General features: G+C 64.7%; 25 protein-coding genes. 22 read left to right on the top strand and 3 right to left on the bottom strand.

Going from position 1 to position 23,763, the window contains the following annotated elements:
* The first annotated feature begins 52 nt into the window (after window positions 1-52).
* The 5 genes from tsaD to AC1RWL_RS17820 are packed head-to-tail and all read left to right on the top strand — an operon-like array spanning window position 53 to window position 3,547.
* A complete protein-coding gene (tsaD, locus tag AC1RWL_RS17800) occupies window positions 53-1,147 on the top strand; it encodes a tRNA (adenosine(37)-N6)-threonylcarbamoyltransferase complex transferase subunit TsaD (RefSeq protein ID WP_493095422.1) in 1,095 nt (364 codons plus the stop codon).
* Window positions 1,144-2,130, top strand: a complete 987-nt coding sequence (locus AC1RWL_RS17805) for an NAD(P)H-dependent glycerol-3-phosphate dehydrogenase (RefSeq protein WP_493095421.1) — start codon at window positions 1,144-1,146, stop codon at window positions 2,128-2,130. The genes tsaD and AC1RWL_RS17805 overlap by 4 nt, the downstream gene beginning before the upstream one ends.
* 16 nt (window positions 2,131-2,146) lie before the next feature.
* Complete coding sequence (locus tag AC1RWL_RS17810; protein WP_256119437.1) at window positions 2,147-2,440, top strand: YciI-like protein; 294 nt, start codon at window positions 2,147-2,149, stop codon at window positions 2,438-2,440.
* 5 nt (window positions 2,441-2,445) lie between these two features.
* Window positions 2,446-2,877, top strand: coding sequence for an EVE domain-containing protein (locus AC1RWL_RS17815; protein WP_319315738.1), 432 nt, complete (start codon window positions 2,446-2,448; stop codon window positions 2,875-2,877).
* 22 nt (window positions 2,878-2,899) lie between these two features.
* Window positions 2,900-3,547, top strand: coding sequence for a class I SAM-dependent methyltransferase (locus AC1RWL_RS17820; protein WP_493095420.1), 648 nt, complete (start codon window positions 2,900-2,902; stop codon window positions 3,545-3,547).
* Here AC1RWL_RS17820 and AC1RWL_RS17825 read toward each other — a convergent pair.
* Entirely contained in the window at window positions 3,544-3,990 is a 447-nt protein-coding gene (locus AC1RWL_RS17825) for a hypothetical protein (protein ID WP_493158415.1), read from the bottom strand. The genes AC1RWL_RS17820 and AC1RWL_RS17825 overlap by 4 nt on opposite strands.
* Before the next feature lie 301 nt (window positions 3,991-4,291).
* Between AC1RWL_RS17825 and sdhC the strand changes: the two genes are divergently transcribed.
* The 17 genes from sdhC to AC1RWL_RS17910 all read left to right on the top strand — a co-directional run bounded on the left by sdhC (window position 4,292) and on the right by AC1RWL_RS17910 (window position 21,669).
* Window positions 4,292-4,684 (top strand): succinate dehydrogenase, cytochrome b556 subunit, encoded by a 393-nt coding sequence (gene sdhC / locus AC1RWL_RS17830; protein ID WP_439618018.1) that lies wholly within the window; start codon window positions 4,292-4,294, stop codon window positions 4,682-4,684.
* A gap of 10 nt (window positions 4,685-4,694) precedes the next feature.
* Window positions 4,695-5,075 carry a succinate dehydrogenase, hydrophobic membrane anchor protein gene (sdhD, locus tag AC1RWL_RS17835; protein ID WP_256119432.1) on the top strand — a complete coding sequence of 127 codons (381 nt, stop codon included), beginning with the start codon at window positions 4,695-4,697 and terminating at the stop codon, window positions 5,073-5,075.
* Window positions 5,076-5,081: 6 nt separating this feature from the next.
* The gene (gene sdhA / locus AC1RWL_RS17840; protein ID WP_493095418.1) at window positions 5,082-6,923 is read left to right on the top strand and encodes a succinate dehydrogenase flavoprotein subunit; all 1,842 of its coding nucleotides are present in this window, start codon (window positions 5,082-5,084) and stop codon (window positions 6,921-6,923) included.
* An 18-nt stretch (window positions 6,924-6,941) separates the two neighbouring features.
* On the top strand, window positions 6,942-7,721 hold the full coding sequence (locus tag AC1RWL_RS17845; protein WP_256119430.1) for a succinate dehydrogenase iron-sulfur subunit: 780 nt from the start codon (window positions 6,942-6,944) through the stop codon (window positions 7,719-7,721).
* A gap of 141 nt (window positions 7,722-7,862) precedes the next feature.
* The gene (locus AC1RWL_RS17850) at window positions 7,863-8,399 is read left to right on the top strand and encodes a protease inhibitor Inh/omp19 family protein (RefSeq protein ID WP_256119429.1); all 537 of its coding nucleotides are present in this window, start codon (window positions 7,863-7,865) and stop codon (window positions 8,397-8,399) included.
* A gap of 36 nt (window positions 8,400-8,435) precedes the next feature.
* Entirely contained in the window at window positions 8,436-9,629 is a 1,194-nt protein-coding gene (gene zapE / locus AC1RWL_RS17855; protein ID WP_493095417.1) for a cell division protein ZapE, read from the top strand.
* 166 nt (window positions 9,630-9,795) lie between these two features.
* A complete protein-coding gene (gene mdh / locus AC1RWL_RS17860; RefSeq protein WP_256119427.1) occupies window positions 9,796-10,758 on the top strand; it encodes a malate dehydrogenase in 963 nt (320 codons plus the stop codon).
* A gap of 27 nt (window positions 10,759-10,785) precedes the next feature.
* A complete protein-coding gene (sucC, locus tag AC1RWL_RS17865) occupies window positions 10,786-11,979 on the top strand; it encodes an ADP-forming succinate--CoA ligase subunit beta (protein ID WP_069060767.1) in 1,194 nt (397 codons plus the stop codon).
* Between the two features lie 17 nt (window positions 11,980-11,996).
* A complete protein-coding gene (sucD, locus tag AC1RWL_RS17870) occupies window positions 11,997-12,899 on the top strand; it encodes a succinate--CoA ligase subunit alpha (RefSeq protein WP_256119426.1) in 903 nt (300 codons plus the stop codon).
* Between the two features lie 148 nt (window positions 12,900-13,047).
* Entirely contained in the window at window positions 13,048-16,044 is a 2,997-nt protein-coding gene (locus AC1RWL_RS17875) for a 2-oxoglutarate dehydrogenase E1 component (RefSeq protein WP_435268269.1), read from the top strand.
* A 51-nt stretch (window positions 16,045-16,095) separates the two neighbouring features.
* The gene (odhB, locus tag AC1RWL_RS17880) at window positions 16,096-17,328 is read left to right on the top strand and encodes a 2-oxoglutarate dehydrogenase complex dihydrolipoyllysine-residue succinyltransferase (protein ID WP_493095416.1); all 1,233 of its coding nucleotides are present in this window, start codon (window positions 16,096-16,098) and stop codon (window positions 17,326-17,328) included.
* Window positions 17,329-17,340: 12 nt separating this feature from the next.
* Window positions 17,341-17,754 carry an MAPEG family protein gene (locus AC1RWL_RS17885; protein WP_493095415.1) on the top strand — a complete coding sequence of 138 codons (414 nt, stop codon included), beginning with the start codon at window positions 17,341-17,343 and terminating at the stop codon, window positions 17,752-17,754.
* A gap of 14 nt (window positions 17,755-17,768) precedes the next feature.
* Window positions 17,769-18,413, top strand: a complete 645-nt coding sequence (locus AC1RWL_RS17890) for a LysE family translocator (RefSeq protein WP_256119422.1) — start codon at window positions 17,769-17,771, stop codon at window positions 18,411-18,413.
* Between the two features lie 3 nt (window positions 18,414-18,416).
* The gene (locus AC1RWL_RS17895) at window positions 18,417-18,908 is read left to right on the top strand and encodes a hypothetical protein (protein ID WP_493095414.1); all 492 of its coding nucleotides are present in this window, start codon (window positions 18,417-18,419) and stop codon (window positions 18,906-18,908) included.
* Complete coding sequence (locus AC1RWL_RS17900; RefSeq protein ID WP_493095413.1) at window positions 18,905-19,657, top strand: SDR family oxidoreductase; 753 nt, start codon at window positions 18,905-18,907, stop codon at window positions 19,655-19,657. The genes AC1RWL_RS17895 and AC1RWL_RS17900 overlap by 4 nt, the downstream gene beginning before the upstream one ends.
* Before the next feature lie 23 nt (window positions 19,658-19,680).
* On the top strand, window positions 19,681-21,087 hold the full coding sequence (gene lpdA, locus AC1RWL_RS17905; protein WP_493095412.1) for a dihydrolipoyl dehydrogenase: 1,407 nt from the start codon (window positions 19,681-19,683) through the stop codon (window positions 21,085-21,087).
* Window positions 21,088-21,171: 84 nt separating this feature from the next.
* Window positions 21,172-21,669, top strand: coding sequence for a DUF2867 domain-containing protein (locus AC1RWL_RS17910; protein WP_439618010.1), 498 nt, complete (start codon window positions 21,172-21,174; stop codon window positions 21,667-21,669).
* Here the strand turns inward: AC1RWL_RS17910 and AC1RWL_RS17915 are convergent.
* Together AC1RWL_RS17915 and AC1RWL_RS17920 are read right to left on the bottom strand one after the other, a co-directional pair.
* Window positions 21,647-22,729, bottom strand: coding sequence for a TraB/GumN family protein (locus tag AC1RWL_RS17915; protein ID WP_493095411.1), 1,083 nt, complete (start codon window positions 22,727-22,729; stop codon window positions 21,647-21,649). The genes AC1RWL_RS17910 and AC1RWL_RS17915 overlap by 23 nt on opposite strands.
* A 53-nt stretch (window positions 22,730-22,782) precedes the next feature.
* Complete coding sequence (locus AC1RWL_RS17920; RefSeq protein WP_493095410.1) at window positions 22,783-23,718, bottom strand: tyrosine recombinase XerC; 936 nt, start codon at window positions 23,716-23,718, stop codon at window positions 22,783-22,785.
* Between the last annotated feature and the right edge of the window lie 45 nt (window positions 23,719-23,763).

The raw sequence follows: 23,763 nt of genomic DNA on the forward strand, positions 1-23,763 counted from the left end.
GGGATGTCTCGTAACTGGCTTTAAAGCTGCCCGCAATCAATCCTAGTGCTTCATGTCGTCCCAATTGACCATTCTCGGCATCGAAACGAGCTGCGACGAGACCGCCGCGGCCGTCGTGCTGCGTGATGCGGACGGCAGGGGCGAGATCCTCGGCGAGGTGGTGCTGAGCCAGCTGGAAGAGCACAGCGCCTATGGCGGCGTGGTGCCGGAAATCGCGGCGCGCGCCCATGTGGAAGCGCTCGACAGCCTGATTTCCGAGGCACTCCTGCGCTCCGGCCGGTCGCTGAAGGATATCGATGCGATTGCCGCGACGAGCGGGCCGGGGCTGATCGGCGGGCTCATCGTCGGGCTGATGACAGGCAAGGCGATCGCGCGGGCCACGGGAAAGCCGCTCTATGCGGTCAACCATCTGGAAGGCCATGCGCTGACGGCGCGGCTGACGGACGGGCTCGCCTTTCCCTATCTCATGCTGCTCGTCTCCGGCGGCCATACCCAGCTCGTGCTGGTGCGCGGCGTCGACGATTACGAGCGCTGGGGCACGACGATCGACGACGCGCTGGGCGAAGCCTTCGACAAGACGGCCAAGCTGCTCGGCCTGCCCTATCCCGGTGGGCCGGCGGTGGAGCGCATGGCGAAGACCGGCAATCCGGAACGTTTCACCTTCCCGCGGCCGCTCGTCGGCGAGGCGCGGCTCGATTTTTCGTTTTCCGGGCTGAAGACGGCGGTGCGCCAGGCGGCGCAGTCGATCGAGCCGGTGACGGAGCAGGACATCGCCGATATCTGCGCCTCCTTCCAGCGCGCCGTGTCGCGCACGCTGAAGAATCGCATCGGCCGCGGGCTGGAACGGTTCCGCACGCTCCATCCGACAGTCGAGACGCCGGCGCTGGTCGTGGCCGGCGGTGTCGCGGCGAACGCCGAGCTGCGCGCGACCTTGCAGGCGCTCTGCGACAAGAACAAATTCCGCTTCATCGCGCCGCCGCTGGCGCTCTGCACCGACAATGCCGCGATGATCGCCTGGGCGGGGCTGGAGCGCATGGCGGCGGGTTTTGCGCCGGATGACCTTGCCGTCGCACCGCGCTCGCGCTGGCCGCTCGACCGCGAGGCGGCGACGATGCTCGGTTCCGGCAAGCGGGGAGCCAAGGCATGAGTTCGACCCCGAGGATTGCCGTCATCGGCGCTGGCGCCTTCGGCACGGCGCTCGCGAGTGTCGCTGCGGCAAGCGGCGGCAACGTCACGCTGATCGGCCGCAATGCCGAGGCCGTCGAGGCCATGCGCGCCTCGCGACGCAACGAAAAGGTTCTGCCAGGCATCGACCTGCCGCCCGCACTCGCCTTTAGCGCGGATGTCGAGGCCGTTCGCGGTGCGGGCATCGTGCTTTTCGCCATGCCCTCGCAGGCACAGCGCGAGGCGGCGCGGGCCTTCGCCCATCTGCTGGCGCCCGGCACGGCGGTCGTCATCTGCGCCAAGGGCATGGAGAAGGGCACCGGCCGCCTCCTGACCGAGGTGCTGGAAGAAGAACTGCCCGGCCGCGAAATTGCGGTGCTGTCCGGTCCCGGTTTTGCCGCCGATATCGCCAAGGGCTTGCCGACGGCGATGGTCGTTGCCGCACGCACGGCGGAGATCGGCGCGATGCTGGCGCAGGCGCTGTCCGGGCCGACCTTCCGGCTCTATCCCTCGACCGACCGGATCGGCGTGCAGCTCGGCGGCGCGCTGAAGAACGTGCTGGCGATCGCCTGCGGCATCGTCGAGGGCGCAGGACTCGGCGATTCGGCGCGGGCGGCCCTGATTTCGCGCGGGCTTGCGGAACTGTCGCGTTTCGTCGGGGCGCATGGCGGCGAGGGCACCACGGTGACCGGGCTTTCCGGCCTTGGCGATCTCGTGCTCACCGGCACCAGCCACCAGTCGCGCAACCTGCGCTTCGGCATCGCGCTCGGCCGTCATGGCACAGCCGCCGGCTGGTCGGGCGATCTCGTCGAAGGCGCGTTCGCCGCCTCGGTCGCCTCCGGCGTTGCCGCGGACAAGGGCATCGACATGCCGATCACCGACGCGGTCGCCCGCATCATTGACGGCACGCTCGACGTAAAGACCGCCATCGGGCAGCTCATGACGCGCCCGATCACCCAGGAATAAAAGGAAGGATCGTTTCATGCTTTTCGCATTCATCTGCGCAGACAAGCCCGGCGCGCTCCAGGTGCGTCTCGATACGCGCCCGGAACACGTCGCCTACCTGAACGAGCTCAATGCGGGCGGCAAGCTCGCCTTTGCCGGCCCGTTCCTGGGCGAGGACGGCAAGCCGACCGGCAGCCTCGTCGTGGTCAAGGCCGAGACCATCGAGGACGCGCGGCAGATCGCCGACAACGATCCCTATGCCAAGGCGGGCCTCTTCGCCTCCGTCGAGGTGAAGGCCTGGAACTGGGTCTTCAACAATCCGGAGGCCTGAGACGCATGGCATACTGGCTCTACAAGTCCGAACCCTTCAAATGGTCCTGGCAGATGCAGAAGGACGCGGGCGCTGCCGGCACCGAATGGACCGGCGTGCGCAACTATCTGGCGCGCAACCACATGCGGGCGATGAAGATCGGCGACAAGGGCTTCTTCTACCATTCCAACGAGGGGCTGGAGATCGTCGGCTTCACCGAGGTCTGCGCCCTGTCGCACCCCGATTCGACGGCCGGCGAAGATCCGCGCTGGGACTGCGTCGATATCCGCGCGGTGCAGGACATGCCGAAGCCGGTGTCGCTGAAGGCGATCAAGGCCAATCCGAAACTCTCCAACATGGCACTCGTCACCTCCATGCGCCTTTCGGTGCAGCCGGTGACCGAGGAGGAGTGGATCGAGGTCTGCCGCATGGGTGGCCTGTCCAAGCCGCCGCGCTGAGCATTTTCGGAACGATGCTCTGGTGAAAACGGACCCCGAAGTCTTCATCCGCGACAATACCGGCGTGCTTTCGCCGCCGCATGTACCGGAGGTGACGCTGCGGCTTGCCACCGAGGCGCATGACCTGTGGCTGAAGACGGAGGAGGAGCTGGAGGCGATCGGCCTGCCGCCGCCGTTCTGGGCCTTCGCCTGGGCGGGCGGGCAGGGGTTGGCGCGCCATGTGCTCGATCATTCCGCCTTGGTTGCCGGCAAATCGGTGCTCGACTTTGCCAGCGGTTCCGGCCTTGTCGGCATCGCCGCGCGTCTTGCCGGCGCGTCGAGCGTGCTGGCGGCGGATATCGATCCCTGGAGCGAGACGGCGATCCGGCTGAACGCCGCCCTCAACGGCGTCACGCTCGCCTCTACCGTCGAAAACATGATCGGACGGGACGAGGGCTGGGACGTCGTGCTCGCCGGCGACGTCTTTTACGACCGCGGCTTTGCCGATGTGCTGATCCCGTGGTTTTCAGCGCTTGCCGCCCGCGGCGCCACCGTGCTCGTCGGCGATCCCGGCCGCGCCTATTGTCCGCGTGAACGCATGGAAGCGCTCGCCACCTATACGGTGCCGGTGACGCGGGCGCTGGAGGACAGCGAAGTCAAGAAAACGACGGTCTGGCGCTTCTTGGCCTAGGGCCGGACGACGCAGACGCCGGATTCCCAGGAGCAGGCGCTCATGCCTGGCACGACATGGATGACCTTCGGGCCGCGGCTTTCGGCGTAGGGTCGCTCGACGATGCGCGGATAGGAATCGCCGTCGAAGTAGAAATAGATGCCGTTGCCGGGATCGTTATACGCCGCGACGCTGCCGCCGTAGAAATTCCGGTCCTTGTTGCGCCAGTGGCGGTCGCGATGCCGCTCGGTGCGGCGATCGTCGAATGACCGGCGATCACGCTGGCGCCAGCCGTCGCGGCCATGCCGGTCGCGGCGCGTCACCATGTAGCCGCTGACGTTGCCGTTCGACCAGCCCGAGTTGAAATTGCCGTCGCCGGCCTTTGCGGTCGTCATGCCGCCTGCCACAAGCGCGACCGCAAGCACTAGCACTTTGGTCGCATGGGGCGCTGAAAACAGAGTCATTCTGTCCTGCCTTCCGGATTACGCTTAACAGATCCTTAACGGCAAGATGGCGCAGCGAGGGGCAAAAGTCACGGATTTGGTTATGGATTCCGTCGATATCGTTAACGCTGGAAATGCGTCCCAAAATGGCGCAATTTCAGGCGCGCCGTCTAATCGATTAAATTCATTTTGCACTGCAATGAGGCTTGTGGTTCCGCACGCTGGTGATTAAACGTCGCAATCACTACATTGTGCACAACATACTGCAATTCCGGAGAAAATTTGTCCAGTTTTTGGCTCTCCGGGGTTCCGTGAGGTTCAGATGGCGAATGTCACTCGAAGCCGGCCACTCTCGCCGCATCTCCAAGTCTACAAGCCGATTCCGACGATGGTCATGTCCATCGTGCATCGCATAACCGGCGCTGCACTTTATTTCGGCACCGTGCTCGTCGCCTTCTGGCTGATCGCGGCCGCGTCCGGGCAAGCTTATTTCGACTGGGCCAACTGGCTCTTCGGCTCGCTGATCGGCCGTATCGTGCTGTTCGGCTATACCTGGGCGCTGATGCAGCACATGCTGGGCGGCCTTCGCCACTTCATGTGGGACCTCGGCCACGGCTACGAGAAGAACTTTTCCACCAAACTTGCCATCGTGACCCCGGTCGTCGCCGTCGCCCTGACGGTGCTGATCTGGATCATCGGCACCCTGGCCCGCTGAGGAGAGCCCCATGGACATGCGCACGCCCCTCGGCAAGGTTCGCGGCCTCGGCTCGGCAAAGGACGGCACGGAGCACTTCTGGCGCCAGCGCCTGACAGCCGTCGCCAACGTTCCGCTCATTCTCTTCTTCATCGGCTTCCTGATCTGCTACAACGGCGCGTCCTACGCCGAAGTGACCGCAGCGCTCTCGAACCCGATCGTCGCCGTTCTCATGGGCCTTGTCGTCGTCTCCGGCCTCATCCACATGAAGCTCGGCATGCAGGTCATCATCGAGGACTACGTGCATGCGGAAGGCATCAAGATCGGCCTTCTCATGCTCAACACCTTCTTCGCGATCCTGGTCGGCGGGCTCTGTCTTTTCGCCGTCCTCAAAATCGCCTTCGCAGGATAATCCATCATGGCAGCGATCTCCTCCCCGGCGGCCAACGGCAAGGCCTATAACTATGTGGACCATTCCTTCGACGTGATCGTCGTCGGCGCCGGCGGCGCTGGCCTTCGCGCCACGCTCGGCATGGCCGAACAGGGCCTCACGACGGCCTGCATCACGAAAGTCTTCCCGACGCGTTCGCACACGGTCGCCGCCCAGGGCGGCATCGCGGCCTCGCTGCAGAACATGACGCCGGATTCGTGGCAGTGGCACCTCTACGACACCGTCAAGGGCTCCGACTGGCTGGGCGACGTCGACGCCATGCAGTATCTCGCCATGGAAGCGCCCAAGGCGGTCTATGAGCTTGAGCATTACGGCGTGCCCTTCTCGCGCAACGAAGAGGGCAAGATCTACCAGCGGCCGTTCGGCGGCCATATGCAGAATTACGGCGAAGGCCCGCCGGTGCAGCGCACCTGTGCCGCCGCCGACCGCACCGGCCACGCCATCCTGCACACGCTCTATGGCCAGTCGCTGCGCAACAATGCGGAATTCTTCATCGAATATTTCGCGCTCGACCTGATCATGTCGGCCGATGGCCGCTGCACCGGCGTCGTCGCCTGGAACCTCGATGACGGCACGATCCACCGCTTCGCCGCCAAGATGGTGGTGCTGGCGACCGGCGGCTACGGCCGCGCCTACTTCTCAGCCACCTCGGCGCATACCTGCACCGGCGACGGCGGCGGCATGATCGCACGCGCCGGCCTGCCGTTGCAGGACATGGAATTCGTGCAGTTCCACCCGACCGGCATCTATGGCGCGGGCTGCCTCATCACCGAGGGTGCACGCGGCGAAGGCGGCTACCTTGTCAATTCGGAAGGCGAGCGCTTCATGGAGCGCTATGCGCCGTCGGCGAAGGATCTGGCGTCCCGCGACGTCGTTTCGCGCTGCATGACGATGGAAATCCGCGAAGGCCGCGGCGTCGGCAAGAACAAGGACCACATCTACCTGCATCTCGACCATCTCGACCCGGCCGTGCTGCACGAGCGCCTGCCGGGCATTTCCGAGAGCGCAAAGATCTTCGCCGGCGTCGATGTGACGCGCGAGCCGATCCCGGTCCTGCCGACCGTGCACTACAACATGGGCGGCGTGCCGACGAACTACTGGGGCGAGGTGCTCAACGCCAACAGCGAGAACCCGGAGCGCATCGCGCCCGGCCTCATGGCTGTCGGCGAAGCCGGCTGTGCCTCGGTGCACGGCGCCAACCGCCTCGGCTCCAACTCGCTGATCGACCTCGTGGTCTTCGGCCGCGCCGCCGCCATCCGCGCCGGCCAGGTGATCGACCGCGTCGGCTCCGTGCCCGCACTCGACATTGCCGCCTGCGACAAGATCATGGACCGCTTCGATCGCCTCAGGAACGCCAATGGCGGCACGCCGACGGCCATCCTGCGCGACAAGATGCAGCGCACCATGCAGGACGACGCCGCCGTGTTCCGCACCCAGGAATCGCTCGAAAGCGGCTGCAAGCGCATGACCGCGATCTGGAAGGAAATGCCGGACATCAAGGTCACCGACCGTTCGATGATCTGGAACTCCGACCTCGTCGAGACGCTGGAGCTGGAAAACCTGATGGCGAACGCCATCACGACCGTCTACGGTGCCGAAGCGCGCAAGGAAAGCCGCGGCTCGCATGCCCGCGAAGACTATGTCGACGGCCCCTTCGGCGGCCGCGACGACGTCAACTGGCGCAAGCACACGCTGTCCTGGGTGAACGAGGCGGGCGACGTGACGCTCGACTATCGCCCGGTGCACACAGACCTCATCGCGGACGGGATCGATCCCAAGAAGATCGAGCCCAAGGCCCGCGTCTACTGATCCCGAGGAGAACAGGACATGGTTGAACTCGCTCTCCCGAAAAACTCGCAGATGACCGAAGGCAAGGTCTGGCCGAAGCCGGACGGCGCCACGAACACCCGCGAGTTCCGCATCTACCGCTGGAACCCGGACGACGGGAAGAACCCGTCGATCGACACGTTCTACATCGACGTCGATGATTGCGGCCCGATGGTGCTGGACGCGCTGCTCTACATCAAGAACAAGATCGACCCGACGCTGACGCTGCGCCGCTCCTGCCGCGAGGGCATCTGCGGCTCCTGCGCCATGAACATCGACGGCACCAACACGCTCGCCTGCACCAAGGGCATGGACGAGGTGAAGGGGACCGTGAAGGTCTACCCGCTGCCGCATATGCCTGTGGTCAAGGACCTTATTCCGGATCTCACCAACTTCTACGCCCAGCACCGCTCCATCGAGCCCTGGCTCAAGACCGTGTCGCCGGCGCCTGCCAAGGAATGGAAGCAGAGCCATGAGGACCGCCTCAAGCTCGACGGCCTCTACGAATGCATCCTGTGCGCCTGCTGTTCGACCTCCTGTCCGAGCTACTGGTGGAACGGCGACCGCTATCTTGGCCCCGCCGTCCTCCTTCAGGCCTACCGCTGGCTGATCGACAGCCGCGACGAGGCAACGGGCGAGCGTCTCGACAATCTGGAAGATCCTTTCCGCCTTTATCGCTGCCATACGATCATGAATTGCGCCCAGGCCTGCCCGAAAGGCCTTAATCCGGCCAAGGCAATCGGCGAGATCAAGAAGATGATGGTCGAGCGTCGGCTCTGACATATGACCGACCGTTCACGAAACGTGAAAGACGGCCCGATCAATCGGGCCGTTTCATCTTGATTCGTACGGGCGATTCACGTTAATTCGGCGGAAATTGCTGCATGGCAGCAGTATCGGGCAGATATCGGGAGTATCGACATGCGGATTGTACATGTGGCAGGCGGGCTGATGATGGCGCTTGCTCTGGCCGGGTGCCAGCGGACCTCCTCGTCCATGGACAGCGTCAATACGCAGCAGAACATCACGCCGCTCGAAGCCGCACCCGTCGGCACCGTGTCGTCGAGCCAGCTTCCCGATCCGACGACCGATACCTCGCAGTTCCCGGAAAAGCCGACGACCGAGACGGCGATGGCGACGGGCACCGGTACGGGGGACGCGGCAGCCGCGACGGCGCTCGACGTCACCAAGGAATCCATGGTCGGCAACTGGCGCGTGGCAAGCGGCCCGTCCTCCTGCGATATGTTCCTGACGCTCACCAATCTCGGCAGCGGTTCGCGCGGCGGCACGCGCGGTTGCGCGGGCGAACTGACGGCGATGGGCTCCTGGGAAGTGGCCGGCAAGCAGGTCGTGCTGAAGGACCGCGCCGGCAATGCGATCGCCCGCCTCTACAAGTCGGCGGATGCACGCTTCGACGGTTCGACCAATTCCGGCCAGCCCGTCAGCCTCTCGCGCTGATCCTTGTCCTCCGACACGAAACGGTAGCCTCCGCCCATGGGCAAGGACTGGGACAGCGGGTCGACACATCCGGACCATGGCGTTTCGGATAGGCTGAAGGCCCTTGTCGCGAGCGGCGAACTGAAGCCCGACCCGGCGCAGAAGGCGATGGCGGCGCGGTTCGACCGGCTGCTGCTCGACCTGCATGCCCAGCGTCCCGCGCGCAAGTCCAGCGCGCTCGGCTGGCTGTTTGCCTCCCGCAAGCCCGAGACCGTCAGCGCCCCCAAGGGCCTCTACCTCTACGGCGGCGTCGGGCGTGGCAAGACCATGCTGATGGACATGTTCTTCGAGCAGGCGCGGGTCAAGCGCAAGCGCCGGGCGCATTTTCATGAGTTCATGGCCGATGTGCACGACCGCATCCACAAGCACCGCCAGAAGCTGAAGGCCGGCGAGACCAAGCAGGCCGATCCGGTGCCGCCGGTGGCGGAGAGCCTGATCGAGGAGGCGCGCCTTCTCTGCTTCGACGAGTTCTCGGTGACGGACATTGCCGATGCGATGATCCTGTCGCGCCTCTTCGGCGAGCTCTTTCAACGCGGTTGCATTCTGGTGGCGACATCCAATGTCGAGCCGGACAATCTCTACAAGGACGGCCTCAATCGCGGCCTGTTCCTGCCCTTCGTCGATCTCCTGAAACAATATGTCGAGATCGTGCCGCTGGATTCCCTGACGGATTATCGTCTGGAGAAGGACAGCGGCCTGCCGGTCTTCCGCTATCCGCTGACGCCGGAAGCCGACATGGCGATGGATGCGGCCTGGCGGCGCGAGGTGGCGGGCAAGCCGGTCGATGCTGCGACACTCGCCTTCCGCGGACGCAGCATAACGGTGCCGCAGGCGGCGGGCCGGGCGGCGCGCTTTTCCTTCGCCGATCTCTGCCAGCGTCCACTGGGTGCTGCCGACTATCTCGAAATCCTGTCGCATTACGACACGCTGTTCGTCGACCACATCCCCTTGCTCGGTGCCGACAAGCGCAACGAGACCAAGCGCTTCATCAATCTCGTCGACACGGTCTACGATCATCGCGTCCGGCTCTTCGCCTCCGCAGCGGCCGCCCCGGAAGAGCTTCTGGTGACCCGCAAGGGCACCGAGGGTTTCGAGTTCGACCGCACCGTCTCGCGCCTCATCGAGATCCGCAGCACGGAATATCTTGCAGATCATACCGCCCGATATGGCGACGACGTGACGAAAGCGTGACAGAATTTCTTACGTTTACGTAAGTATTTTTGCATCTAACCGATTGAAAATCTTCGATGCAAAAGTATGTGTTGAATTTTTAACCTGACAAGCGTAAGCCCTTGCGCCGAAAGGTCCCGCAATTGCGACATTGGGGGCCTGTTGATCGGAGCAAGAGGAAGCTTTCATGGCCCGCAAGAAGATCGCACTTATTGGTTCTGGAATGATCGGTGGCACGCTGGCGCATCTCGCCGGCCTGAAGGAGCTGGGCGACATCGTCCTCTTCGACATCGCCGACGGCATTCCGCAGGGTAAGGGCCTCGACATTGCCCAGTCCTCGCCGGTCGAAGGCTTCAATGCCTCGCTGACGGGCGCCAGCGACTACGCCGCCATCGAAGGCGCGGACGTCTGCATCGTCACCGCCGGCGTTGCCCGCAAGCCCGGCATGAGCCGCGACGACCTGCTCGGCATCAACCTCAAGGTCATGGAACAGGTCGGCGCCGGCATCAAGAAGTATGCCCCGAACGCCTTCGTCATCTGCATCACCAACCCGCTCGACGCGATGGTCTGGGCGCTGCAGAAGTTCTCGGGCCTGCCGAAGAACATGGTCGTCGGAATGGCCGGCGTGCTGGACTCGGCCCGCTTCCGCCTCTTCCTCTCGGAAGAATTCAAGGTTTCCGTGCAGGACGTCACCGCCTTCGTTCTCGGTGGCCATGGCGACACGATGGTGCCGCTCGCCCGCTACTCCACCGTCGGCGGCATTCCGCTGACCGACCTCGTCAAGATGGGCTGGGTCACCAAGGAGCGCCTCGAAGAAATCATCCAGCGCACCCGTGACGGCGGCGCCGAAATCGTCGGCCTGCTGAAGACCGGCTCGGCCTACTACGCCCCGGCCGCTTCGGCGATCGAGATGGCCGAATCCTTCCTCAAGGACAAGAAGCGCGTCCTGCCCTGCGCGGCCTATCTCTCCGGCCAGTACGGCGTGAAGGACATGTATGTCGGCGTGCCCACCATCATCGGCGAGGGTGGTGTCGAGCGCATCATCGAAGTCGAGTTCAACAAGGCCGAACAGGAAGCCTTCGAAAAGTCGGTCGCGGCCGTCGCCGGCCTTTGCGAAGCCTGCATCAACATCGCGCCTTCGCTGAAGTAATCCCGGCATCAGGACAGGATTTTCCCCATGAACATTCATGAATATCAGGGCAAGGCTCTGCTGAAGAGCTTTGGCGCACCGGTTGCCGAAGGCGTCGCCATCTTCTCCGCCGACGAGGCCGAAGCGGCTGCGAAGTCGCTTCCCGGCCCGCTCTACGTGGTCAAGAGCCAGATCCACGCCGGCGGCCGCGGCAAGGGCAAGTTCAAGGAACTCGGCCCCGACGCCAAGGGCGGCGTGCGCCTCGCCTTCTCGATCGAGGAGGCCAAGGCCCATGCCAAGGAAATGCTCGGCAACACGCTCGTCACCGCGCAGACCGGCCCCGCCGGCAAGCAGGTGAACCGCCTCTACATCGAGGATGGCGCCGATATCGACCGCGAACTCTATCTCTCGCTGCTCGTCGACCGCTCCGTCGGCCAGGTTGCTTTCGTCGTTTCGACCGAAGGCGGCATGGACATCGAGGCTGTCGCCCATGACACGCCGGAAAAGATCCTCACCGTCGCGATCAACCCGGAAGCCGGCGTCACCGCCGACGACCTGGCGAAGCTCACCTCGGCTCTCAAGCTTGAAGGCGAAGCCAAGGCTGACGCCGAAAAGCTCTTCCCGATCCTCTACAAGGCCTTTGTCGAGAAGGACATGAGCCTGCTCGAGATCAACCCGCTGATCGTCATGAAGAACGGCCGCATGCGCGTTCTCGACGCCAAGGTCTCGTTCGACGGCAACGCGCTGTTCCGCCATGACGACATCAAGGCGCTGCGCGACGAGACCGAAGAGGACGCCAAGGAAATCGAGGCCTCCAAGTGGGATCTCGCCTATGTGGCGCTCGACGGCAATATCGGCTGCATGGTCAACGGTGCCGGTCTCGCCATGGCGACGATGGACATCATCAAGCTTTACGGCAAGGAGCCGGCGAACTTCTGCGACGTCGGCGGCGGTGCCGGCAAGGAGAAGGTCGCGGCTGCCTTCAAGATCATTACGGCCGACCCGAAGGTCGAGGGCATCCTCGTCAACATCTTCGGCGGCATCATGAAGTGCGATGTCATCGCCGAGGGTGTCGTTGCGGCCGTGCAGGAAGTCGGCCTCAAGGTTCCGCTGGTCGTTCGTCTCGAAGGCACGAATGTCGAGCTTGGCAAGAAGATCCTGAACGAATCGGGCCTGGCGATCACCGCCGCCGACGATCTGGATGATGCTGCCAAGAAGATCGTCGCCGCGATCAACGGCTAATTGAAGGACCTGACCTCATGTCGATTCTCGTCAACAAGAACACCAAGGTCCTCGTTCAGGGCCTGACCGGCAAGACCGGCACCTTCCATACCGAACAGGCGCTCGCCTATTACGGCACGCAGATGGTCGGCGGCATCCACCCGAAGAAGGGCGGCGAAACCTGGACCGGCTCGAAGGGCGAAAGCCTGCCGATCTTCGCCTCCGTTGCCGAAGGCAAGGAAAAGACCGGCGCGGACGCCTCCGTGATCTACGTTCCGCCGGCAGGCGCCGCGGACGCGATCATCGAGGCGATCGAAGCGGAAATCCCCTTCATCACCTGCATCACCGAAGGCATTCCGGTTGCCGACATGGTGCGCGTCAAGGCCCGCCTCGACCGCTCCTCCTCGCGCCTGCTCGGCCCGAACTGCCCGGGCATCCTGACGCCGGAAGAATGCAAGATCGGCATCATGCCGGGCTCGATCTTCCGCAAGGGTTCGGTCGGTATTGTTTCGCGCTCCGGCACGCTTACCTATGAAGCGGTGTTCCAGACCTCCAACGAAGGCCTCGGCCAGACCACGGCCGTCGGCATCGGCGGCGACCCGGTCAAGGGCACCGAATTCATCGACGTGCTGGAGATGTTCCTGGCGGACGACGCCACGACCTCCATCATCATGATCGGCGAAATCGGCGGCTCGGCGGAAGAAGATGCGGCGCAGTTCCTCATCGACGAAGCCAAGAAGGGCCGCAAGAAGCCGATGGCCGGCTTCATCGCGGGCCGTACCGCTCCGAAGGGCCGCACCATGGGTCACGCCGGCGCTGTCGTTTCCGGCGGCAAGGGTGATGCGGAATCCAAGATCGCGGCGATGGAATCCGCGGGCATCCGCGTTTCGCCCTCGCCGGCCCGCCTCGGCAAGACGCTGGTCGAAGTCCTGAAGGGCTGAGAAATCAAAACTGGGTGGGCCGGCTGAAAATGCCGGCCGATCCGTCTCTTCCCGGCGCGTGGCGGACAGGCCTGCGGCGGGCGGCAATCCGGGGAAAGCCCGGTCAACACGATCGTTCGGGAGGCGGGCGCGGCGCCCGCGAAACACCATGGCACGACTAGACGCCAACGAACAATTCCTGGCCACGTCCTTCCTCGACGGGGCGAATGCGGCCTATATCGAACAGCTCTACGCGAAGTATGAGGCGGACCCCGCTTCCGTCGGCGAAGAGTGGCAGGCCTTCTTCAAGGCGCTGGAAGACCAGCCCTCCGACATCGTGAAGGCCGCCAAGGGCGCCTCTTGGAAGCGGGCGAACTGGCCGATCGCGGCCAATGGCGAGCTCGTCTCGGCGCTCGACGGCAACTGGGGCGTCGTCGAGAAGGTGCTTGAGAAGAAGGTGCAGGCAAAGGCGGAAGCCGTCGCGGTCCAGACCGGCGCGCCCGTCAACCAGGCCGACGTCAACCAGGCGACGCGCGATTCGGTGCGCGCCATCATGATGATCCGCGCCTACCGCGCCCGCGGCCACCTGCATGCCAAGCTCGACCCGCTCGGCATCGCGGCGCCCGTCGAGGACTATCACGAGCTGTCGCCGTCGAACTACGGCTTCACCGATGCCGATCTCGACCGCAAGATCTTCATCGATAACGTGCTCGGCCTCGAATACGCCAGCATCCGCGAGATGGTCGAAATCCTCGAGCGCACCTATTGCTCGACGATCGGCGTCGAGTTCATGCACATCTCCAACCCGGAAGAAAAGGGCTGGATCCAGGAACGCATCGAAGGCCCGGACAAGGGCGTCGACTTCACGCCGGAAGGCAAGAAGGCGATCCTTCAGAAGCTGATCGAGTCGGAAGGCTTCGAGCAGTTCATCGACGTCAAGTACAAGGGCACCAAGCGCTTCGGCCTCGACGGCGGTGAAGCGCTGATCCCGGCGCTGGAACAGATCATCAAGCGCGGCGGCCAGCTTGGCCTGAAGGAAATCGTGCTCGGCATGGCGCATCGCGGCCGCCTCAACGTTCTAACGAACGTGATGGCCAAGCCCCACCGCGCCGTCTTCCACGAGTTCAAGGGCGGCTCCTACGCGCCGGACGAAGTGGAAGGCTCGGGCGACGTGAAGTACCATCTCGGCGCCTCCTCGGACCGCGAGTTCGACGGCAACAAGGTGCACCTGTCGCTGACGGCGAACCCCTCTCACCTTGAGATCGTCAACCCGGTCGTCATGGGCAAGGCACGCGCCAAGCAGGACCAGATGGCGAAGGTCTTCGAGGGCGACATCATCCCGCTCTTCGAACGCGCCCAGGTCATGCCGCTGCTTCTGCACGGCGATGCGGCCTTTGCCGGCCAGGGCGTGACGGCCGAAATCCTCGGCCTGTCGGGCCTGCGCGGCCATCGCGTCGCCGGCACGGTACACGTCATCATCAACAACCAGATCGGCTTCACCACGAACCCGGCCTTCTCGCGCTCCTCGCCTTATCCCTCCGACGTGGCGAAGATGATCGAGGCGCCGATCTTCCATGTGAACGGCGACGATCCGGAAGCGGTGACCTACGCTGCCAAGATCGCCACCGAATTCCGCATGAAGTTCCACAAGCCGGTCGTGCTGGACATGTTCTGCTACCGCCGCTTCGGCCATAACGAAGGCGACGAGCCGGCGTTCACGCAGCCGAAGATGTACAAGGCGATCCGCGCCCACAAGACGGTCGTCAACATCTATGGCGCGCGCCTCATTGCCGAGGGCGTGATCAGTGAGGGCGAATTCGAGAAGATGAAGGCCGACTGGCGCGCCAATCTCGAACAGGAATTCGAGGCCGGTCAGTCCTACAAGCCGAACAAGGCCGACTGGCTGGACGGTGCGTGGTCGGGCCTGCGCTCGGCCGACAACCAGGACGAACAGCGCCGCGGCAAGACCTCCGTGCCGATGAAGCAGCTCAAGGAAATCGGCCGCAAGATCTCGACGATCCCGGAAGGCTTCAAGGCCCACAAGACCATCCAGCGGTTCATGGACAACCGCATGCAGATGGTCGAGACGGGCGAGGGCATCGACTGGGCGATGGGCGAAGCGCTCGCCTTCGGCACGCTCTGCGTCGAGGGCACGAAGATCCGCCTGTCCGGCCAGGATTGCGAACGCGGCACCTTCTCGCAGCGCCATTCCGTTCTCTACGACCAGGAGACCGAAGACCGCTACATCCCGCTCGCCAACCTCGCGCCGACGCAGGCCCGCTACGAGGTCATCAACTCGATGCTCTCGGAAGAGGCCGTGCTCGGTTTCGAATATGGCTATTCGCTGGCCCGTCCGAATGCGCTGACGCTGTGGGAAGCCCAGTTCGGCGACTTCGCAAACGGTGCGCAGGTCGTCTTCGACCAGTTCATCTCGTCGGGCGAACGCAAGTGGCTGCGCATGTCGGGTCTCGTCTGCCTGCTGCCGCACGGCTATGAGGGCCAGGGTCCGGAACACTCCTCCGCCCGCCTCGAACGCTGGCTGCAGATGTGCGCCGAGGACAACATGCAGGTCGCCAACGTTACGACGCCGGCGAACTACTTCCACATCCTGCGCCGCCAGGTGAAGCGCGACTTCCGCAAGCCGCTGATCATGATGACGCCGAAGTCGCTGCTGCGCCACAAGCGCGCGGTCTCCTCGCTGTCGGAAATGGCGGGCGAAAGCTCGTTCCACCGCCTGCTGTGGGACGATGCGGAAGTCATCAAGGACGGCCCGATCAAGCTGCAGAAGGACGCGAAGATCCGTCGCGTCGTGATGTGCTCGGGCAAGGTCTATTACGACCTTCTGGAAGAGCGCGAAAAGCGCGGCATCGACGACGTCTACCTGCTGCGCCTGGAACAGCTCTACCCGTTCCCGGCCAAGGCGCTGATCAACGAGCTGTCGCGCTTCCGCAATGCCGAGATGGTCTGGTGCCAGGAAGAGCCCAAGAACATGGGTGGCTGGGCCTTCATCGACCCCTATCTCGAATGGGTGCTCGCCCATATCGACGCCAAGTACCAGCGCGTGCGCTACACCGGCCGTCCGGCCGCTGCGTCGCCTGCAACGGGCCTGATGTCGAAGCACCTCGCGCAGCTCGCCGCCTTCCTCGAGGACGCGCTGGGCGGTTGATCCGCCCGGCTATCCAGTAACCACGAAAAGAATCACGAACGGAAAACACTCATGGCTACCGAAATCCGCGTCCCGACTTTGGGAGAATCCGTCAGCGAAGCGACCGTCGGCACCTGGTTCAAGAAGGTCGGCGACGTCATCAAGGCCGACGAGCCGCTCTGTGAGCTCGAAACCGACAAGGTGACGATCGAAGTGCCGGCACCGGCCGCTGGCGTCCTGTCGGAAATCGTCGCGAATGCCGGCGACACGGTCGAGCCGGGCGGCCTGCTCGGCCAGATTTCTGCGAGCGGTTCCGCCGGTGCGAGCGCGCCTGCCGCCGCCGAAAAGGTCGAGAAGGTTGCGGCCGCTCCGGCTGCCGAAGCCAAGCCCGCCGCGGCTGCGTCTTCCATGCCGGCAGCGCCTTCCGCTACCAAGCTGCTCGCCGAAAACAACATCTCCGCCGATCAGGTCGATGGGTCCGGCAAGCGTGGCCAGGTGCTGAAGGGCGACGTGCTCGCCGCCGTCGCAAAGGGCGTTTCGACGCCGGCTGCCGTTGCCGAGCCGGTCAAGGTTGTCGCCCGCGCAGCCTCCTCCGAAGCCGATGCGCCGCGTGAAGAGCGCGTGAAGATGACGCGCCTGCGCCAGACCATCGCCAAGCGCCTCAAGGACGCCCAGAACACCGCCGCCATGCTCACCACCTACAATGAGGTGGACATGTCGGCCGTGATGGACCTGCGCAACCGCTACAAGGACCTGTTCGAGAAGAAGCACGGCGTGAAGCTCGGCTTCATGGGCTTCTTCACCAAGGCCGTGACGCACGCGCTGAAGGAACTGCCGGCTGTCAACGCCGAGATCGATGGCACCGACATCATCTACAAGAACTACTGCCATATCGGCGTCGCCGTCGGCACGGACAAGGGCCTTGTGGTTCCGGTCGTGCGCGATGCCGACCAGATGTCGATCGCCGAGATCGAAAAGGACATCGGCCGCCTCGGCAAGCTCGCCCGTGACGGCGCGCTCTCCATGGCCGACATGCAGGGCGGTACGTTCACCATCTCGAACGGCGGCGTCTACGGCTCGCTGATGTCCTCGCCGATCCTCAATGCCCCGCAGTCCGGCATCCTGGGCATGCACAAGATCCAGGAGCGCCCGGTCGTCGTCGGCGGCCAGATCGTCATCCGTCCGATGATGTATCTGGCGCTTTCGTACGACCACCGCATGGTCGACGGCAAGGAAGCCGTGACCTTCCTGGTCCGCGTCAAGGACAGCCTGGAAGATCCGGAACGCCTCGTTCTCGATCTCTAAGAGGGGATAGTCATGGAGGCGGCAGCGTCAGCGTCTTCGCCCATGCTCGTGCTTCTGGCATTGAGCGTGGCGCTGCTCGTCTTCCATATCGGGCTCCAGGGCGTGCTTTCCACGCGCGAACTCGGTTCCACCTGGAATGCTGGCCCGCGGGATGGCGGGCGGGAGCCGACAGGCAAGCTTGCCGGTCGCGCTGGCCGCGCGTCGGCCAATTTCCGGGAAACCTATCCCGGCTTCGTCGCCCTCGCCCTGGCGCTTGCCATTGCGGGTGATCCGGCGGGCTGGGGGCTCGCCGGCGCCTGGCTGTGGTTCGCCGCCCGGCTCGTCTATCTTCCGCTCTATCTGGCAGGCATTCCCTATATCCGTTCGATCGTCTGGCTCGTCGCGCTGGCGGGCCTCGCGGTCATGGCGGGCGTGGTCATCTTCTAGGAGACAGGTATCCCATGAGCAGCTATTTCCTGGAACTCGCCTCGCTGATGGCGATCTTCTCCTTCGCCATCGTCTCGCCGGGTGCGGACCTCGCCATGGTCATGCGCCAGTCGATCGTGCATGGCCGCCGCGCGGCGATCATCACGTCCTTCGGCGTCGGCACGTCGCTGATGTTCCACGTCACCTACACGATCCTCGGCCTCGGCCTCATCATTTCCCAGTCGATCTACCTCTTCAACATCGTGAAATGGTGCGGCGTCGCTTACCTCATCTATATCGGCATCAAGGCCTTGCGTGCCGGCAAGACGGACATGTCCGTCGAGGCCGTGAAGGGCAATGAGGATGGCAAGGGCGAGCAGTCGGCCTTGCGCGCCTTCGGCCTCGGCTTCCTTGCCAATGCGCTGAACCCCAAGCCGGTCTTCTTCTTCCTGTCGATCTTCTCGACCGTCGTCAGCGCCCACACGCCGATCGCGATCAAGTTCGGCTACGGCCTCGTCATGGCCTCCTGCCTCATCGCCTGGTTCGTCGGCGTATCGCTGTTCATGACGACCCCGCGCATGCGGGCCGCCTTCTCGCGCATGAGTCAGTGGATCGATCGCGCCAGCGGCCTCGTCTTCATCGCGCTCGGCATCAAGCTCGCCACGGAAAAGGCCCACTGAGCCATGCGCACCGCCCTCGTCGTCGCCGGACTTTTTGCCGCGACCGCCGCCTCTGCGGCGGAGTGCCGGCAGGACCGCGCGATCTATGCGGATCGCGACGGGGGCTATGAGCTGACCTTCGAACCCGTCGGATCGAGTGCTGCCGCGACGAGCCATCATTTCAAGGTGAAGGTGCTGTCCACCGGCACGGTGCTCGACGGCATCGTCATGCCCGGTGACGATCCCGCCCGTTCCAACGGCATGGTCATGCACAATTGCCCGGAAGGCGACGTGACCGGCGAGGAAATCGCCGCCTGCACGGTCTGGGAAGGCGTTATCTACACGCTCGATGGGTCCGGTGGTGCGGACCTGCTGCCCGCCGATGGCGCCAAGGCGGCCGAAACGCTGCTGCTCGCCGGCTTCGGCCCGTCCCTGCGCTATTCGACGCTGTGGGACGAGGGCAAGGCCAAGGTCGCGCCCTGGGACGTGCTCAAGCGCAAGGGATGTGCCGCATGACGGAAGCGCCCGTTCTTCTCGTCACCGGCGGCAGCCGCGGCATCGGCGCCAGCGTCTGCCGCATGGCGGGCGCTGCCGGCTGGCAGGTTGCGGTGAACTATGTGTCGAACCTCGAAGCCGCCGAGGCCGTGGTCGCGGATATCCATGCCATGGGCGGCTCGGCGATCCCCGTTCAGGGCGATGTCGGCAGCGAACTCGGGCTTGCCAATATCTTCTCCACCATCGACGGCACGTTCGGCCGGCTCGAAGGACTGGTGAACAATGCCGGTATCGTCGCCCTGCCGCAGCGCGTCGATGAAATGTCCGCCGAGCGGCTGGAGCGCATGTTCGCGGTCAATGTCATGGGCTCGATCCGCTGCGCGCAGGAGGCCGTGCGGCGCATGTCGAGACGACATGGCGGCAAGGGTGGTTCGATCGTCAACATCTCGTCGGTGGCGGCGCAGCTGGGTTCGGCCGGGCAATATGTCGACTATGCCGCGAGCAAAGGCGCCATCGAAAGTTTTACCATCGGTCTTGCCCGCGAGGTCGCGACGGAAGGCGTGCGCGTCAATCTCGTGCGCCCCGGCATCATCGATACCGACATCCACGCCTCCGGCGGCCTGCCGGACCGGGCGCGCGACATGGCGTCGCTCATCCCGATGCAGCGGCCGGGCACGGCCGATGAAGTCGCCCATTCCATTCTCTATCTTCTCTCCGATGCGGCATCCTATGTGACGGGTGCCGCCCTCAACGTCAGCGGCGGCCGCTAGGCCCCGCGCAGGAAGGACTTGTCATGGCATATGATCTCATCGTTATCGGTTCCGGCCCCGGCGGCTATGTCTGCGCCATCAAGGCGGCCCAGCTCGGCCTGAAGGTCGGCGTCGTCGAGAAGCGCCAGACCTATGGCGGCACCTGCCTCAATGTCGGCTGCATCCCGTCGAAGGCGCTGCTGCATGCCTCCGAGGTCTACCACCAGGCCGGCCATGGCATGGAAGCCCTCGGCATCGACGGCGTGAAGCCGACGCTCAACCTACCGAAGATGATGGCGCACAAGGATGCGACCGTGAAGTCGAATGTCGACGGCGTCGCCTTCCTGTTCAAGAAGAACAAGATCGACGGCATCCAGGGCACCGGCAAGGTGCTGGGCGCCGGCAAGGTCTCCGTCACCAACGACAAGGGCGAGGAGCAGGTCCTGGAGACGAAGAACATCGTGATTGCCACGGGTTCCGACGTCGCCGGCATTCCGGGTGTTCCGGTCGATATCGACGAGAAGGTCATCATCTCGTCCACCGGCGGTATCGCGCTTGAAAAGGTGCCGGGCCACCTGATCGTCGTCGGCGGCGGCGTGATCGGGCTGGAGCTCGGCTCGGTCTGGGCGCGCCTCGGCGCCAAGGTGACGGTCATCGAATATCTCGACACGATCCTCGGCGGCATGGATGGCGAGGTCTCCAAGCAGTTCCAGCGCATGCTCGCCAAGCAGGGCATGGAGTTCAAGCTCGGCGCCAAGGTGACCGGCGTGGAGAAAGCCGGCGCGGGCGCCAAGGTGACCTTCGAGCCGGTCAAGGGCGGTGATGCGGCCACGATCGAAGCGGATGTCGTGCTGATCGCCACCGGCCGCAAGCCCTATACCGAAGGCCTCGGCCTCAAGGAGGCCGGCGTCGTGCTGGACAACCGCGGCCGCGTCGAGATCGACAACCACTTCCAGACCAACGTTGCCGGCATCTATGCGCTCGGCGACGTGGTGCGCGGCCCGATGCTTGCCCACAAGGCGGAAGACGAGGGTGTCGCCGTTGCCGAAATCCTCGCAGGCCAGGCGGGCCATGTGAACTACGACGTCATTCCGGGCGTCGTCTACACCCAGCCGGAAGTCGCCTCGGTCGGTAAGACGGAAGAGGAGCTGAAGGCCGCGGGTATTGCCTATAAGGCGGGAAAATTCCCGTTCACGGCGAACGGCCGCGCCCGCGCCATGCTGGCAACCGACGGCTTCGTCAAGGTCCTGGCCGACAAGGAGACCGACCGCGTGCTTGGCGTGCACATCGTCGGCTTCGGCGCCGGCGAGATGATCCATGAGGCCGCCGTGCTGATGGAATTCGGCGGTTCCTCCGAAGACCTCGGCCGTACCTGCCACGCGCACCCGACCATGTCGGAAGCCGTCAAGGAAGCCGCACTCGCAACCTTCTTCAAGCCGATCCATATGTGATCGGGATCAGGCGGCTGCGACAACCGGCCGCCTGTCCTCTCCGCTCGATCAGGGGCACCATGCAGGCTGTAAAGGATGGCCTTCATGTCCCCCGTATCGAGACCCGTCTCGCTCCCGCACCCGCTTCTGCCGACTGCCGACTGGGCGGATCGCTTCACGCTCGGCCTGCCCGTCGATCATCTCACGGCGCGGGAGGCGGCGCGGCTGGCGCTCGAACATCCGCCGGGCTGGGTGCGCAGACTGATGGCGCTGCGCAATGCGCTGGTCGCGCCCTTCGGCCTGAAGCGGGCGGCGGAACAGGCCGCGACATCGGCGGTGGAGATCGGCGGATTTCCGGTGGTGAGCGCCAGCGACGACCGGGTCGTGCTCGGCTTTGATGACAAACATCTCGATTTCCGCATCGTCATCGATATCCGGCAGGACCGGCCAAGTGGCCAGACCCTCAGCGTGATGACGCTCGTGCATCGCAACAACCTGCTCGGCCGGCTCTATCTCGCCGCCATCATGCCGTTCCACAAGCTGATCGTTCGCACCATGCTGTGCGGCGTCGGGCGCCGGGTCAGTTCACCGCGGTCACCGTAAAGCCCTGCTTGCGCAGGAGTTCGACGACGCCCTCCGGGCCGGCGAGGTGCAGCGCGCCGACGGCGATGAAGACGTTGCCGTCCGCCAGAATCGGGGCCGCGCGTTCGGCCATCGTGTGGTTGCGGTCGATGATGATGCGCTGCTCGAAATCGGCATAGGCCTTGGCATCCTCATCCGTCTCAGGCGCGGAGGCCCGCATCATCGGCATGATCATGCCGGTATCGCCGGCAAGGTAGAGCTGGCTCATCGTTTCGATGACGTCCGTCAGCGTATCGCCGAGTTCCAGCGTCTGCACGAGGCCCTGGACCTGCGGTTCGACCGGCAGCGAATCGAGGGCGGAGATCTGCTCGATCAGCGTTTCGAGGCCCTTCAGCGTCTTGCCTTCGGCGAGCGCGGTCTTGGCGAGCTGCTGGTCGAGGAAGGCGGCACCGGCCGTCTTGCGGGCGATTTCGCAGGCGGGCAGCGCGACGAAGCTTGCGATCATCCACGGCTTCATGCGGCCGACGGCGGCGAGCGACAGGCCGCGGCCCTTCAGGCCTTCCGCAAGCTTCTCCGCATCCTGCTTGTCGAGGAAATCGGTGATGGATTTTCCGTCCGTGAACATGGTGAGGTCCGGCCGCGCCATGATGGCGGCGCCCGCCTTCTTCTCGTCGGCGATCTCGTCCGATTCGACGACGATGGTGGCGGCATCGGCGTAGGCGGTGCGCGCCGCTTCCGGCATGGCGAGCACGCGCGGATCCGTCACATGCATGGTGCCGAGCAGCCAGGAGGCGGGCTTGCCGTCCTTCTCGATCTTCCAGAAAATGCCCTTGCCGTTCGGCACGGCATCCGCCTCGGCGCGCAGCTTGGCAAAACCGGCCGGGTCGTCCTTTTCGAATTTCGTCAGCAGGTTGTCACCGCCGCACGCTGCGGGCTCCTGCGCATGGGCCGGGGAGAGGGTGGCCAGCACGACGAGGACGGAGAGGGCGATGAGAAGATGGATCGCGGCCAGCGCCCAGAGGCCGGCATCGGCCAGCCGGTCGGCCAGCACCATGCGGCTCTTGTGAAGAAGGACTGTCATGGTCGAACTCCCTGCATACTTTTCGCGACCCTAGCCGCAAGCCGTTAACGGATTCAGGCGCGGGGGTGCGCTCGGTCGTAGATTTCCAGCAGCCGGGCCGAATCGACACCGGTATAGACCTGCGTGGTCGAGAGGCTGGCATGGCCGAGCAGTTCCTGGATGGTGCGCAGGTCCCCGCCGCCCGCGAGCAGGTGCGTGGCGAAGGAATGGCGCAGCGCATGCGGCGTGGCGCTGTCCGGCAGGCCGAGCGCGCTGCGCATCTTCTGCATCTCGCGCTGGATGATGGCGGGTTGCAACGGCCCGCCGCGCATGCCGCGGAACAGCGGTCTGTCTTCGGCCAGCGGGATGGGGCAGAGTTTGATGTAGTCCTCGACGCCGGTCAGCGCCGGCGCAATCAGCGGCACGATGCGCATCTTGTCGCCCTTGCCGGTGATGCGCAGCGACGTCGGCGTGCCGGCGAAATCGGCGGGCGTCAGCGACAGCGCCTCGGAGATGCGCAGGCCGCAGCCATAGAGCAGCGTCAGCACCGCGGCATTGCGCACGCGGATCCACGGTTCGTCGGCGAGCTGTTCGCTGGCATCGACGACGGCGATCGCCTGCCCGGCGGAAAGCGGCTTCGGCAGCGATTTCGGCTGTTTTGGCGAACGCACGGCGGAGGCACCGGCGGCATTGGCAAGGCCCTTGCGCTCCAGATGGCGCAGGAAGGAGCGCAGGCCCGCAAGCCCGCGGCCGAGCGTGCGCGCACCCGCGCCGTCGCGGCGCCGGCTGGCGAGGAAGCCGCGCAGGTCCGCGGGGCGCAGGTCGCCGATATCCTTGAGGCGCGCGGGGGCGGCGAGATGCTGCGTCAGGAAAGTGAGGAACTGCCTCGTGTCTCGCTCGTAGGCGTCGAGCGTGTTGTCCGACAGCCGCCGCTCGTCGGCAAGCGACGCGAGCCAGCTTTGCCGCTCGGTCATCAGGGTCTGGTCGGCGATGATGAGAAGTTCGTTCATGGCATGCCCTTCGGCCGTTTGCCGCATGGTCGTTGATTTGCGTTA

The organism is Shinella sp. GW821-FHT10F02 (assembly GCF_058809275.1).

Excerpts from the sequence above, each read along its gene's own strand:
- tsaD (WP_493095422.1), top strand. The coding sequence starts at position 53 with ATGTCGTCCCAATTGACCATTCTCGGCATCGAAACGAGCTGCGACGAG.
- AC1RWL_RS17805 (WP_493095421.1), top strand. The coding sequence starts at position 1,144 with ATGAGTTCGACCCCGAGGATTGCCGTCATCGGCGCTGGCGCCTTCGGC.
- AC1RWL_RS17810 (WP_256119437.1), top strand. The coding sequence starts at position 2,147 with ATGCTTTTCGCATTCATCTGCGCAGACAAGCCCGGCGCGCTCCAGGTG.
- AC1RWL_RS17815 (WP_319315738.1), top strand. The coding sequence starts at position 2,446 with ATGGCATACTGGCTCTACAAGTCCGAACCCTTCAAATGGTCCTGGCAG.
- AC1RWL_RS17825 (WP_493158415.1), bottom strand. The coding sequence starts at position 3,990 with ATGACTCTGTTTTCAGCGCCCCATGCGACCAAAGTGCTAGTGCTTGCG.
- sdhC (WP_439618018.1), top strand. The coding sequence starts at position 4,292 with ATGGCGAATGTCACTCGAAGCCGGCCACTCTCGCCGCATCTCCAAGTC.
- sdhD (WP_256119432.1), top strand. The coding sequence starts at position 4,695 with ATGGACATGCGCACGCCCCTCGGCAAGGTTCGCGGCCTCGGCTCGGCA.
- sdhA (WP_493095418.1), top strand. The coding sequence starts at position 5,082 with ATGGCAGCGATCTCCTCCCCGGCGGCCAACGGCAAGGCCTATAACTAT.
- AC1RWL_RS17845 (WP_256119430.1), top strand. The coding sequence starts at position 6,942 with ATGGTTGAACTCGCTCTCCCGAAAAACTCGCAGATGACCGAAGGCAAG.
- AC1RWL_RS17850 (WP_256119429.1), top strand. The coding sequence starts at position 7,863 with ATGCGGATTGTACATGTGGCAGGCGGGCTGATGATGGCGCTTGCTCTG.
- zapE (WP_493095417.1), top strand. The coding sequence starts at position 8,436 with ATGGGCAAGGACTGGGACAGCGGGTCGACACATCCGGACCATGGCGTT.
- mdh (WP_256119427.1), top strand. The coding sequence starts at position 9,796 with ATGGCCCGCAAGAAGATCGCACTTATTGGTTCTGGAATGATCGGTGGC.
- sucC (WP_069060767.1), top strand. The coding sequence starts at position 10,786 with ATGAACATTCATGAATATCAGGGCAAGGCTCTGCTGAAGAGCTTTGGC.
- sucD (WP_256119426.1), top strand. The coding sequence starts at position 11,997 with ATGTCGATTCTCGTCAACAAGAACACCAAGGTCCTCGTTCAGGGCCTG.
- AC1RWL_RS17875 (WP_435268269.1), top strand. The coding sequence starts at position 13,048 with ATGGCACGACTAGACGCCAACGAACAATTCCTGGCCACGTCCTTCCTC.
- odhB (WP_493095416.1), top strand. The coding sequence starts at position 16,096 with ATGGCTACCGAAATCCGCGTCCCGACTTTGGGAGAATCCGTCAGCGAA.
- AC1RWL_RS17885 (WP_493095415.1), top strand. The coding sequence starts at position 17,341 with ATGGAGGCGGCAGCGTCAGCGTCTTCGCCCATGCTCGTGCTTCTGGCA.
- AC1RWL_RS17890 (WP_256119422.1), top strand. The coding sequence starts at position 17,769 with ATGAGCAGCTATTTCCTGGAACTCGCCTCGCTGATGGCGATCTTCTCC.
- AC1RWL_RS17895 (WP_493095414.1), top strand. The coding sequence starts at position 18,417 with ATGCGCACCGCCCTCGTCGTCGCCGGACTTTTTGCCGCGACCGCCGCC.
- AC1RWL_RS17900 (WP_493095413.1), top strand. The coding sequence starts at position 18,905 with ATGACGGAAGCGCCCGTTCTTCTCGTCACCGGCGGCAGCCGCGGCATC.
- lpdA (WP_493095412.1), top strand. The coding sequence starts at position 19,681 with ATGGCATATGATCTCATCGTTATCGGTTCCGGCCCCGGCGGCTATGTC.
- AC1RWL_RS17910 (WP_439618010.1), top strand. The coding sequence starts at position 21,172 with ATGTCCCCCGTATCGAGACCCGTCTCGCTCCCGCACCCGCTTCTGCCG.
- AC1RWL_RS17915 (WP_493095411.1), bottom strand. The coding sequence starts at position 22,729 with ATGACAGTCCTTCTTCACAAGAGCCGCATGGTGCTGGCCGACCGGCTG.
- AC1RWL_RS17920 (WP_493095410.1), bottom strand. The coding sequence starts at position 23,718 with ATGAACGAACTTCTCATCATCGCCGACCAGACCCTGATGACCGAGCGG.